Annotated in this window: 11 protein-coding genes; 4 read left to right on the top strand and 7 right to left on the bottom strand. The window is 36.6% G+C overall.

Features of this window, described 5'->3' with window-relative positions; genetic code table 11:
- Positions 1-137: 137 nt before the first annotated feature.
- The 4 genes from LW137_RS05615 to ffh are packed head-to-tail and all read right to left on the bottom strand — an operon-like array spanning position 138 to position 4,612.
- Complete coding sequence (locus LW137_RS05615; protein ID WP_233034059.1) at positions 138-968, bottom strand: helix-turn-helix transcriptional regulator; 831 nt, start codon at positions 966-968, stop codon at positions 138-140.
- On the bottom strand, positions 965-2,011 hold the full coding sequence (gene murG / locus LW137_RS05610; RefSeq protein WP_233034043.1) for an undecaprenyldiphospho-muramoylpentapeptide beta-N-acetylglucosaminyltransferase: 1,047 nt from the start codon (positions 2,009-2,011) through the stop codon (positions 965-967). Before murG ends, LW137_RS05615 begins: the two co-directional genes overlap by 4 nt.
- Positions 2,012-2,014: 3 nt before the next feature.
- Positions 2,015-3,220 (bottom strand): sodium/glutamate symporter, encoded by a 1,206-nt coding sequence (gltS, locus tag LW137_RS05605; protein WP_233034041.1) that lies wholly within the window; start codon positions 3,218-3,220, stop codon positions 2,015-2,017.
- Between the two features lie 54 nt (positions 3,221-3,274).
- Positions 3,275-4,612 (bottom strand): signal recognition particle protein, encoded by a 1,338-nt coding sequence (gene ffh, locus LW137_RS05600; protein WP_233034039.1) that lies wholly within the window; start codon positions 4,610-4,612, stop codon positions 3,275-3,277.
- Between the two features lie 152 nt (positions 4,613-4,764).
- Here ffh and LW137_RS05595 point away from each other — a divergent pair, with 152 nt between their 5' ends.
- The 3 genes from LW137_RS05595 to LW137_RS05585 are packed head-to-tail and all read left to right on the top strand — an operon-like array spanning position 4,765 to position 6,573.
- Positions 4,765-5,175 carry a Fur family transcriptional regulator gene (locus LW137_RS05595; RefSeq protein ID WP_233034038.1) on the top strand — a complete coding sequence of 137 codons (411 nt, stop codon included), beginning with the start codon at positions 4,765-4,767 and terminating at the stop codon, positions 5,173-5,175.
- Entirely contained in the window at positions 5,172-6,017 is an 846-nt protein-coding gene (locus LW137_RS05590; protein WP_233034037.1) for a fumarate hydratase, read from the top strand. Before LW137_RS05595 ends, LW137_RS05590 begins: the two co-directional genes overlap by 4 nt.
- A gap of 7 nt (positions 6,018-6,024) precedes the next feature.
- The gene (locus LW137_RS05585) at positions 6,025-6,573 is read left to right on the top strand and encodes a Fe-S-containing hydro-lyase (protein WP_233034036.1); all 549 of its coding nucleotides are present in this window, start codon (positions 6,025-6,027) and stop codon (positions 6,571-6,573) included.
- On the opposite strand, the gene LW137_RS05580 is transcribed toward LW137_RS05585, so the two are convergent.
- The gene (locus tag LW137_RS05580) at positions 6,563-7,042 is read right to left on the bottom strand and encodes a flagellar FLiS export co-chaperone (RefSeq protein ID WP_233034035.1); all 480 of its coding nucleotides are present in this window, start codon (positions 7,040-7,042) and stop codon (positions 6,563-6,565) included. The two genes, LW137_RS05585 and LW137_RS05580, sit on opposite strands and share 11 nt — an antisense overlap.
- Before the next feature lie 46 nt (positions 7,043-7,088).
- On the opposite strand from LW137_RS05580, the gene LW137_RS05575 reads away from it, so the two are divergent.
- The gene (locus LW137_RS05575; protein WP_233034034.1) at positions 7,089-8,393 is read left to right on the top strand and encodes a M99 family carboxypeptidase catalytic domain-containing protein; all 1,305 of its coding nucleotides are present in this window, start codon (positions 7,089-7,091) and stop codon (positions 8,391-8,393) included.
- Here LW137_RS05575 and hsrA read toward each other — a convergent pair.
- Both hsrA and flgL read right to left on the bottom strand, forming a co-directional pair.
- Positions 8,390-9,055 carry a homeostatic response regulator transcription factor HsrA gene (gene hsrA / locus LW137_RS05570; RefSeq protein ID WP_233034033.1) on the bottom strand — a complete coding sequence of 222 codons (666 nt, stop codon included), beginning with the start codon at positions 9,053-9,055 and terminating at the stop codon, positions 8,390-8,392. The two genes, LW137_RS05575 and hsrA, sit on opposite strands and share 4 nt — an antisense overlap.
- Before the next feature lie 49 nt (positions 9,056-9,104).
- Positions 9,105-11,630 carry a flagellar hook-associated protein FlgL gene (gene flgL / locus LW137_RS05565; RefSeq protein WP_233034032.1) on the bottom strand — a complete coding sequence of 842 codons (2,526 nt, stop codon included), beginning with the start codon at positions 11,628-11,630 and terminating at the stop codon, positions 9,105-9,107.
- Positions 11,631-11,660: the final 30 nt, after the last annotated feature.

The following is an 11,660-nucleotide window of genomic DNA, read 5'->3' as shown; positions in this document are numbered from 1 at the left end:
TTTTGAGATTAATTTAGAGCGAGTTATTTTCTTAAGTCATTCAGAGATGATAGAGTGTGGATTAAAATTAATCTAGAATACTAAAAACTTCTTTTAAAGAGCAGTTGTAAAGATTGTTTTGATAAGAATTAATTTGATTATTGTTTTTTGATATAGGCAAGGATTTTGGCTTCGATTCTATCTTTGAGGGATTGGGGTTCTAAAACAATAATGTGCGGGATTTGGCTGAGAATCTCACTAATTAGAGCATTTTCATTCTCGCAGAAGAATTCAATGATGAGACTACCATCATTATCTTGCCAGCATTCCTGTTGCTCTCCCCATTGGATTGCTTGAGCATATTTTGAGGCTTGGGGATAGGCAAAGAGAGAGACTTTGCTTTGCTCTTGCTGTGTGCAATCATTCTGTGTGGAGATCAGGTATTTTTGCCTACTGAGTTTGCAATGTGTGATATGTTCCAAAGAAAAGAAAAAAATCTCATTTTTAATATAAGCACGAAGATAGATGCAATGTCTAGTTGCGCAAAGATCGATAGGTTGAGTATGTAGATATTTTTTGTTTTTGTAATTAAAAGAAAGCTTATTTTGCATTTTGAGGGCTTTTTGGATTTGTAAGATTTCTTGAATTTTGTGTGTAATGTTTTTTAGCGGAGTTTCAAATAAACTAGAAGAGGAAAGAGATTTATCCAAAATCTCATTTGCATCAGCTTCAAAGCTTCCTCCGATTTCTTGGATTAAGTTTTCCAATACGCTTATTGCAAAAGCACTTCTTTGATCTTTTTGAGTGCTTCTAAGTCGAAAGCGATTCCCTTCGCGTATAAGAAAATCACTTTTTAATCTTTCTTTTAGATCTCTTTGGATTGTTTTGGTGCTTGTGTGAAACTCCTTTGCCAATGAAGCAATCCTTAGTTCTTCACCACAATAAAGCTTGTCTACAATCTTAGAGAGCCTGTTGTATTTTTCACTCATTTTTGTATCTCTTTGAGAGTGTTTAAGATAGATTCTAGGATTTCTTGAGCTCCTCCTTGTTTAATTTCTTGGGTGAGTTGTTTAGAGATAAAAGACAGATTGAGATCTTGGATTTGATCAATGATTTTTTCAGAGAGTTTATCTTGAGGACATAAAATCCCAAGGGATTTTTGTGTAAAAAAGAGAGCGTTGAAGTATTGATGATCCCCTGCAGCATAAGGATAGGGAATATACACACAAGGCAGTGCATTGGCGCACATTTCCCATACGCTTGAAGCCCCAGAGCGAGTAAAGCATAAATCTGTTTGATGCATGTAGGAAACCAGATCTTTAGAAAAAGAAAAGAGCGTGATAGGAATTTGCAACTTTTCATAAGCTTGTTTTAATCGCTCATAGTCCCTTTCTCCGCTTTGATGGATGATTTTGATACCAGATTGGTGGAGAAGTGGAGCAATTTTGAGTGCAAAATCATTGATTGCCACAGCTCCCTGACTTCCGCCCAAAAACAAAACACATCGGATTTCTTTGCGTATTCTTGCAGATTCAAAGAAAATATCTCTTACAGGGTAAGAGGTTTGTATGAAATTTTTATGTTTATCTTTAAAGCTTCCAAAGAGGGTTTTTGCAAATGGAGAAAGAAGTTTATTGAGGGCTCCTTTGACTGCATTTTGTTCGTGAATAAAGAGAGGGATCTTGAGCCAAATGGCAGCAAAAGATGCTGGGGCGGAGCTATATCCTCCAACGCTAAACACACAAGAAACTTGATGAGATTTGAGAATCTTCTTTGCTTGCAAAAAAGCACGCAACTGAAAATAAAGCGTCTTAAAGATCCCTAATCCTTTTTGATTGACAACGCCTTTGGTGTGAAAAAAATATGTTGCTTGAAAGTTTTTTTCATTCTCAAACCAAAGTTGATCTTGCCCAGAGGTTGAACCGATATAAATGCAGGGGATATTGTTCTTTTGGCATTCAAGCATGAGTGCTTTAGCGATTGCTAGATGCCCCCCTGTCCCCCCTCCACTGATTGCAATGCAAGTTGGCATTTTCTATCCAAAAAAAGAAAGAGAAAGAAAAAATTTGATGACAAATGCATTGAAAATATCAATGAAAAATGCTCCTACCATTGGGACAACCAAAAATGCAACATGGCTTGGTCCATAGCGTTGGGTGATGGCTTGCATATTGACAATGGCTGTAGGGGTAGCACCTAGTCCAAATCCACAATGTCCAGCAGCCAAAACTGCAGCATCGTAATCTTTCCCCATCATACGGAAAGTTACAAAAACTGCATATAAGATCATCACAATTGCTTGTGCCACCAAAAGGACAAAAAGAGGCAATGCGAGATTGGCCAATTCCCAAAGTTTCAATGTCATCAATGCTGAGGCCAAAAACAAAGAAAGGCTCACATTTCCAATAACTGAGACTTCTCGCTCAAAAACCTGATGAACTTTAAAGAGTGATAAAAGGTTGCGTAGAATCACACCCACAAAAAGACACCATACAAATGTTGGGAGAGCAAGAGCAGTTCCCTTGAGGGCTTCTTCGATTTGGATTCCAGCAAATAAAGCAAATGCAATAAGCGCTAAAGATTCTATAAAGCTTGAGGCTGTGATGAGGCGCTGTTTGCGTGGAGATTCAAATGCTCCATCTTCTTCACTTTCATTTCTTTCAGGTGTTTTGAGGTGATATGTTTTGATGAGAAATCGAGCTACAGGCCCACCAATAAGTCCACCCATCACAAGACCAAAAGTGGCACAAGCCACAGCAATTTCTAGTCCGTGAGGAAAATTAAAGGGAGCTTCTTTAAAGGTTGCTGCCCATGCTGCACCAGTTCCATGTCCTCCGCTCATTGTGATAGAACCTCCAAGGAGTCCAATTAGAGGGTTTTCTCCCATAAGTGAGGTAAGTGAGATTCCAACAAGGTTTTGAATCACTAAGAATATGGCCACAATAACAAGAAATTTAATAAGAGTTCGCCCTCCTTTTTTTAGCGAAGCAAAATCTGCATTTAGACCGATTGAGGCAAAAAATGCAAGCATCAATGGCCCCTGAAGAGATTTGTCAAAATCAATACCAAGATTGAAAAATTTATATGCAATGGCAATCAAAATTGCCACAAAAAGCCCGCCAACGACAGATTCTGGGATGTTATAATCATTCAAGACCTTTAAACGAGCAATAATAAAGCGTCCAATCAGTAAGACTGCAACCATTGCAACGAGCGTAGCGTAAAAATCAAGTTTAATCATAGCTCCTCCATATTTTAAGAATTTCTATCAATTTTACAAAAAGATAAAAAGAATTTATCTTTTAATTTTCCCCTGCATTTGTTGCATCATCCCCATTAAATTTTGCATTCCTCCTTTATTGCTTAGTCTTTTTGCCATTTTGGAAGCATTATCAAATTGTTTGATGATGCGATTTACATCTGCGACTTCAAGTCCTGCACCTTGAGCGATTCTTTTGCGTCTTGATCCATTTAGTAGATCAGGATTGATACGCTCCTTAGGTGTCATAGAATTAACCATGGAGCGAATGTTTTTGATTTCTTGAGAATTGTCTAAATCAATATTTTTAAGTGCTCCAGCCATACCTCCAAGTCCTGGAATCATTCCGACAAGATTCCCTAAATTGCCTAGTTTCTTGACATTTTCAATTTGACTAAGGAAATCTTCAAAGGTGAATTGCCCTTTTTTAATTTTTTTTGTCAGTGCTTTTGTTTCCTTTTCGCTAAAGACACTTGAGGTTTTTTCTGCAAGAGTTGCGATATCCCCTGCACCCATCAATCTAGAAACAATCCGATCTGGAAGAAAGAGATCTAAATCATTGATTTTTTCTCCACTTCCAATAAAGCGCAAAGGAAGACCAAGCTGGTAGGCAATAGAGAGTGCGATACCCCCCTTACTATCACTGTCAAATTTACTCAATATCACGCCATCAATTTGAATCTTTTGATGAAAAATTTCTGCATTTCTTACACCCTCTTGTCCGCTTAAGCTATCTGCGACATAAAAGGTTTCAAAAGGATTGATGAGCTCTTTGAGCTCTTTGAGCTCTTGCATAAGTTCTTCATCGATTGCCAAACGCCCAGCTGTGTCAAAAAGCAAAACATCATAATGCTTGTTTTGTGCATACTCAATAGCTTGTTTTGCTACATCTTGGGGAATTGTGGCATCAGATTGAAAAAAATCAACTTCAATTTGTGTTGCAAGTTGTTTGAGTTGCTCAACAGCAGCCATTCTCTGCAGATCACAGGGGATAAGAAGAACTTTTTTATTTTTGCCCTTAAGATAGTTTGCGAGCTTAGCTGTTGTTGTTGTTTTTCCGCTTCCTTGGAGTCCAACCATCAAGATGGAAGTAGGAGGTTTGGGAGAGAAAACAAATCCTTGGTTTCCTTTGGTTTCAAGAAGGGAGTGAAGATTGTCCTGAAGGGCTTTAAGAAAGCTTTGTTTTCCGATACCCTGAGCCTTTGTTTGAAATTCGACTTTTTGCAAAAGATCTTTAACGGCTTTGTGATGAACATCATTTTTGAGTAAGACTTTTTTGAGTTCATCGATCGCTCTTATCAGAGACTTTTCATCATCGCTAAAACGAATTTTGTTGGCAATACTTCGAAATGATTCGCTGAAAATTTCAAACATTTACTTTCCTTAGATAATAATAAGGGCGCTAAAAACGCGCTTGATTGCATAGTTTGTTAAGAATTTGAGATTAGTATGCTAGCAAAAGTTATAAGAGAAACGCAAGAGTACAATAAATGAAACTTTATAAAATAAAAGGAAAGGAGAAGGCTTTGAGCTTTGAAGAAGATTTGAAGCAAAGTGGTTTAAAAATCACTCCTCAGAGGATGGCAATTTTAAAGGAAATACAAAAGTGTGGACATCCAACGATTGAAGAAATTTATGAAAATATTTTGCAAGAACATCCATCGATTTCTTTAGCAACCATCTATAAAAACATTATTTCATTATGTGAAGCAGGATTGTTGCAAGAGATTAGAATCAATATGCAAAAACAGCGTTATGAAATTGCTCATGGAGAGCATATGCACACTGTTTGTACGATTTGTGGGAAGATAGAAGATCTTGAGATGAATTTAAATCATCTTTATACAAACAAATCCGTCATTCAAAAAATTGCGCCCAGCTATATTGCCGCAGTGGTTTATGGAAAATGTTTGGAATGTCAAAAGAGTAAAAAGTGAAAATAGTTCAAGCATCAGAGATTACTCAAGAGGTTGTTAAATTAAGCATTTGTGCTTGTAGAAATATTCCTCATGATGTATTTCAAGCATTCCAAAAGGCTCACAACAATGAGACATCTCCTTTAGGAAAGGAGATCCTTTCTCAGCTGATTGAGAATTCTCAAATTGCTCACAAAAAACAGATCCCGATTTGTCAAGATACAGGGATGTGTGTTGTGTTTGTTGAGTTGGGGCAAGATGTGAGGGTAGAGGGAGGTTTTCTTGAGGAGGCGATTCAAAAAGGAGTAGCTCTTGGCTACACGGAAGGGTTTTTACGAAAATCAATCGTGAATGATCCTTTATTTGATCGTAAAAATACTCAAGATAATGCACCAGCAGTCATTCATTATGAGATCGTAGAGGGGGATAGACTTAAGATTATTGTTGCACCCAAAGGATTTGGGAGTGAAAATAAAAGTGCACTTTTGATGCTGACCCCAGCTCAAGGCTTGCAAGGTGTTAAAGATTTTTTTATTCAGACTTTAGAAAATGCTGGGCCAAATTCATGCCCCCCACTTCTTGTGGGGATAGGTATAGGTGGGACAATGGAAAAAGCAGCTTTGCTAGCCAAAAAGGCAGCGATTCGGGAAGTTGGAAGCTCAAATCCCGATGAAAGATATGCGAATCTAGAAAGAGAATTAATGGAGTTGGCAAATTCTTTGGGGATTGGTCCGCAGGGGCTTGGAGGGGATACGACTGTTTTTGGAGTCAACATAGAATGGTATCCAACGCATATTGCTGGGCTTCCTGTTGCGATCAATATCAATTGTAATGCCATTCGGCATACAAGCATTCAGTTTTGAGGGGAAAATGAAAATTTTACAAGCTCCTTTTAATCATGGTGAACTTAAGTCTTTAAGGGCTGGAGAACATATCCAAATCAAGGGCCATTTTTTAGTGGCAAGAGATGCTGCACATAAGAGATTGTATGAGAGTATTCAAAAGGGAGAAGAACTCCCGATTGATTTAGATGGGGAATGCATTTATTATATGGGGCCAAGTCCCGCCAGAGAAGGGGAAGTGATAGGATCTGCTGGTCCAACAACAAGTGGAAGAATGGATATTTATACACCCACTCTTTTAGAGCATGGTCTTTTGGCAATGATTGGTAAGGGATATCGATCTGATGAGGTTGTAAAATCAATGGTGAAGCATGGAGCTGTTTATTTTGTCTGCATTGGAGGAGCAGGCGCATTGATTTCGCAAAGTATTAAAAAGTATGAAGTTTTGGCTTATGAGGACTTGGGAGCTGAAGCGATTGCGCGTATTGAGGTTGATTATTTTCCTTGTATTGTTGCAATTGATTCTTTAGGGAATGATTTTTATAAGCAAGGAAGAGCTAAGTCAATTAGCTCTTGAGATAGATAGAGTAAGAGTGATTTTGGGTATAAGAGAGGGGTTGAGAATCGGGATTTTCTTCTTGCTCAAGAAGGAAAAATATTTGATCTAAAAGACTTGCAATTTCTTCTCTTTTCTCAGAAATATAGGCAAGAAGATGCTCTTGAGAATCTGGGTTGAAGAAAAGTGTTAGGTCTTGAATATAAAAAGTTTTATTGATTGGTGAGAGAAGAAAGTGTTTTTCAAAAAGCATTTCTCCCATAAAGTGGCATTGTGTCATTGATTCTTTTATAGAATCTAATGAGTGGAGATGCGTTGTGCACTTCTTGAGATGTTTGTCGATTGTCTGGAGTATCCCAATTGTGTGGTTGATGTCTGTAATATCTGTTGGGATTATGTTTGAATGGGCTGATTGCTGTCCAAGATATTTTTGAAAAACAGAAAGAGTATTCATAGAAATCCTTGCTTGAAAATATTTTATTTCAAGCATTTTTTATTCCTATTTTGCTCTTTTTGTAGATGGAGATAAAACCAAAATGTCTAAAATCATTTTTTTTGTTTGTTTTGCCTTATGTTTGATGGGTGAAGTTTTGGATTTTAATTTGATTAAGATGCCTACCCAAAATTCAGGTGAGCCTCGTGTTTTGATTCTAAGTGGTATACAAGGTGATGAGCCGGGGGGATTTAATGCGACAAATTTATTTTTGCAACATTATAAGATCCTCTCTGGTGAGGTTTGGGTGATTCCAAATTTAAATCAGCATAGTATTTTAAGAAATCATCGTGGAATTTATGGCGATATGAATCGTAAGTTTAAAACGCTTGATCAGAATGATGAAGAGTTTGATTTGATACAAAAGATTAAATTGATCGTCTTAGATCCCACGATTCAAGTGATTTATCATTTGCACGATGGAGGAGGGTTTTATCGTAAGGAATACATTAATAATGATCAAAATCCAAATCGATGGGGAAATTGCTCAATTATCGATCAAGAAGTGATTGTCGGAGCGTATTATGAAAATCTGCTTCAACTTTCTGAGAAGATTACTCAAAATATTAATCAAAAGATTCTTAAAGATCTTCATCGATATCGTGTTCGCAATACTCATACAAAGACGCAAGATAAAGAAATGGAAAAGAGTTTAACTTATTTTGCCATTACGCACGGAAAAACGGCTTTAGCCAATGAAGCAAGCAAGAATCTCCCTTTATATGAGCGTGTATATTATCATCTTTTGGGGGTTGAGGGGATGCTTCGTGCTGTTGGGGTGAAATTTCAAAGAGATTTTGAATTGACACCAAATAAAGTCTATGCCTTGCTTTATAAAAATAATTCCTATCTCAATATTGAAAATTTAATCAAAATACCACTTTTTGATTTGCGCTCTAGACTTTTGTTTTTCCCTCTTCCTAAAGATCGTCCAATTAAAGAGATTACTTTTACTTCAGATCAATATATTGTGGGATTTTTGAAAAAAGATCATGAGGTCGTTTTAAAATATGGAAATCGGGTGTTGAGCACATTATCGCCTTTTAATGTTGAGTTTTCTAAAGAATTATCAGGTGTTGAGTTTGAGATCGATGGGAGTAGACGATGGGTAAAAATAGGGGAAATCATATCTGTCAAAGATTCTTTTTTGGTTTTACTTAAAAATCAAAAACAGCGTGTCAATATCATAGGTTTTCAGGGGACAAAGCAAAATGAGGCATATGAACGCGTAGGGTTAAAAAATCTTTTAAAAAGGTATTCTCTTGATAAAAAGGGGAGAAAGTATCGCGTTGAGTTTTATGATGATTTGGGACGCTTTTTGGGAATGGTTGTAGTAGATTTTGTTTAAGAGGGATAGCAAAAGCGATATCCTTTATTTCTAATGGTTTCGATGCTTTTAATTTTGAATGTTTTGTCTAGTTTTTGTCGAATTTGATTGATGGCGACTTCAATGACATTGGGGGTAACAAGTTCAGGCTCTTCCCAAATGGAATCTAAAAGCTCTTCTTTGGAGATGATTTGATCTTTGTGAATTGCCAAGTGTGTTAGAACCCTAAAGGACTTTCCTTTGATGTCAATTTCTTGTGTTTGAAAAGTGATGCGTTCTTGAGATGGATAAATAGTGAGATCGCCATAAATAATAGTATTTGAGTGCCAAAGCCTTAAACGCGAGTCAATTCTTGCCAATAAAATATCAAAATCCAGTGGCTTGGCTAAAAAATCATCCGCCCCAGCTCGAAGAGATTGGATTTCATATTCTTTTTTATATTCTGAAGAGAGGACAATGATAGATGTGTTGAGTGAAGTTTTTTTGATAAAAGGGATTAGGTCTGTAGCTAATCCATCAGAAAACTTATAGCTTGTGATGATGAGATTATATTTGCGTATACCGATAAAGTATTTTCCATCTTTGAGATTTTCTGCTGTGTCAACTTGATAATATGATTCTTCTAGCAAATCGCTTAGAATTTTGCAAAATGTTTTTTCATTTTGAATAATCAAAACTCGCATTACTAAACTCTTTTATTGTGGTATAAAAAGTGCAAATTGTAACACTCTTTTAGAGATAGTCAAGAATGGACATTTTATTAATTTTCCCAGAAGAGCTTAAAACAGCATTATAGTTTGCGCTTAAGTTTTGAAGTTTATTATAAGCTTCTGCGATATCTGCTCCCATATTTTCTGCACGCAATGTTTGCACTTGCGTCTTTAGCACCTCATTTTTGCTGATAGATTGTTCAAAGCTTTTTCCATAAGAACCATTCAGTGCAGTTAATTTTCTAAGATGTTCATCAAGGTTTTGAATTGATTCAAGACTATTTTGGATACCGATGTTTCTCATATCTTGATTAAAAGCTTGAGAGAATTCATCGGGACGATAAATTCCATCTTGAACTGCTTGGATAGCTTGATTAAGCGAATCAAAGAGATTGAGTTGAGGTCTATTTACAGTAAGTGCATTGTTGGCATGGAGAATAAGGCCAGTTTGTGTATCTCTTAAAGCTTGATCAGAAAAATCATCGCTTGTTGCGCTAGAGAGAGAAAATTCCATTTGGCTTGTCGAGCGGACACGATCAATAATCTCAACTTGTCCATTTTGATTGAGAGAAACTTCAACCTTTCCTTGTGATTGCAGTAGGATTTTTTCATAAAGTTCTTTTTGTTTTGGCGTATAGTCATCAGGATTTTTAGAGAGTTCTTCATAAACTTTGTCTTCAAAATTTGAATAATTCATAACAAGTCCCAAAGCATCCATAAATTGACGATAAGTCATCTCGCTAGGTTTGGCTAGATTGAGTGCCCCTTTCTCATTGAGATTGACGACAGGAATTTTGATTATGGATGATTCTTGTTCTTTGGGAGTTTGCCTTGGGAGCTCCAAATATACCCCTCGAGGATTAAAGACCATTTTGGCACTGATGTTTTTCCCATTATGATCTTTAATTGAAAGATTGTAAATCTGTCCGCTGATATCTCCAGCGACATCAAAAAGCTTGGTTTGATCTGTTGCATATCTATCATTAGAGAGAGAGATCTGAGAAATATTGGAGACAAGTTTAGATCCCCTTTTTTCAAAAAAGACATCATCGTAGGTGTGATGATAATCAGAAGGGATTCCATCAAGAAGATTTCCCTCTTGATCATGTGTGCTGAGACTCATCTTGAGTGTCGTGGCTTGACCTGATTGTTTTGCATCAAGATCGATTAAGATAATCTTCCCATCAGCGATTTCGGTTTGAACATTGTGTCCATTTTGCTGATAGAAAGCTTCAATATCTTTAAGAACATCATAAATTTTTGTTTCTTTTGTAGAAAAGCTTAGAATCTGTGGGATTTTTTCTCCATCCTCTTCTTTTGAAAAGTCTCCGTCAAATCGAATGGAAACAACATCTGAATTGAAAATCTCACTTAGCATTGTATTTTTATTTGCTGGAATTTTTGTTGTTTGTGAAATAAGCGATGCTGGAAGAACAAGTTGATCTTGTTTGTATGGATCTTGAATTCCTTGAATTTGGGATATGGAATGACTGCTCAAATAAGGGCTTTTTTGGAAGCTTATGAGCGGAGCTCCACTTTTTTCAATGTCTTGAATATTGTCTGCATCCACCGTGCTTGCTAAGAGGTTGAAGTCTAAATTTGAGCTTCCTGCTACAAGGGATTTGATTTCGATTTCTCCCCATGCATTGAGTTGAACATCGACAACTTGAGTTGCTTGATTATTGCCAAATTCGCGACCAATTTTTTCTAATAAATCACTTACTTTTGTTGCACTACTAAGGTTGGTATAAGCCTGATCTAATTCAAATTTTGATTTAAATCTTGTCCCATCAGGCCTTACTCCTCTTAGATAAAAATACACTTTTTTATCATTGCTTGGATCATCATCATCATCCCCAATAAGATCCCTTAATGTGTCTGTTGCTTTAAGAAAAATTTCTTGAGGGGATGTGTCTTTATTGAATCGATCCATAATATTTGGATGCAATTTGCTGAGATTGTATCTTTTGATATTGCTTGTAACCATCGCTTGGGAATCTGCGTTATATCCAAAAAATAAATCACTCCCAGGAATATTAAATGGCACACGGATATTGGATCCTACGAGTGCTTCAAGTTTTTGATTATTTCCCATATATTTTCCATCAGGGGCAATGGGTTGAGTGCGAATCTTTGTTCCGCTAAAAAGATAGGCTCCTCCAATAGAGGTATTGGAAATATTGATCATGTGATCTCGCAATCCAGAGAGTTCATTGGCAATAGCCATTCGTGTAGATGGGCTTTGGGGTTGATTGGCAACTTGAATAAGTTTGGTTTTGAATTGCAAGAGCGCCTTGTTGAATTCACTGAGCGCTTTGTCTGTGCTGAGCGTCATATTATAAGCATTTTGTGCGACATCAATATTTTGAGAAAGCGTTGATTCTTGGTAGCCAAGTTGAAGATCTTTTTCATAGATATGGCTATTTTCATAAGGACTTTGAATCTTTTTTCCTGAAGCGATTTTGGCATTAAGCTCGTTCAATCTAGATTGAAGTGAGCCTTGCGAATTTTGAATTTGATTATATTTAGATCCAAAGGTTATTCTCATTATTGTTTTTGTTCCTTAATTTTTCATTAC

Source organism: Helicobacter kayseriensis (assembly GCF_021300655.1).
GTDB classification, from domain to species: domain Bacteria; phylum Campylobacterota; class Campylobacteria; order Campylobacterales; family Helicobacteraceae; genus Helicobacter_G; species Helicobacter_G kayseriensis.
Note: the sequence above shows the minus strand (reverse complement) of the source record. Positions and strands in the feature narration are given on the sequence as shown.

Excerpts from the sequence above, each read along its gene's own strand:
- flgL (WP_233034032.1), bottom strand. The coding sequence starts at position 11,630 with ATGAGAATAACCTTTGGATCTAAATATAATCAAATTCAAAATTCGCAA.
- ffh (WP_233034039.1), bottom strand. The coding sequence starts at position 4,612 with ATGTTTGAAATTTTCAGCGAATCATTTCGAAGTATTGCCAACAAAATT.
- LW137_RS05615 (WP_233034059.1), bottom strand. The coding sequence starts at position 968 with ATGAGTGAAAAATACAACAGGCTCTCTAAGATTGTAGACAAGCTTTAT.
- murG (WP_233034043.1), bottom strand. The coding sequence starts at position 2,011 with ATGCCAACTTGCATTGCAATCAGTGGAGGGGGGACAGGGGGGCATCTA.
- hsrA (WP_233034033.1), bottom strand. The coding sequence starts at position 9,055 with ATGCGAGTTTTGATTATTCAAAATGAAAAAACATTTTGCAAAATTCTA.
- gltS (WP_233034041.1), bottom strand. The coding sequence starts at position 3,220 with ATGATTAAACTTGATTTTTACGCTACGCTCGTTGCAATGGTTGCAGTC.
- LW137_RS05585 (WP_233034036.1), top strand. The coding sequence starts at position 6,025 with ATGAAAATTTTACAAGCTCCTTTTAATCATGGTGAACTTAAGTCTTTA.
- LW137_RS05575 (WP_233034034.1), top strand. The coding sequence starts at position 7,089 with ATGTCTAAAATCATTTTTTTTGTTTGTTTTGCCTTATGTTTGATGGGT.
- LW137_RS05580 (WP_233034035.1), bottom strand. The coding sequence starts at position 7,042 with ATGCTTGAAATAAAATATTTTCAAGCAAGGATTTCTATGAATACTCTT.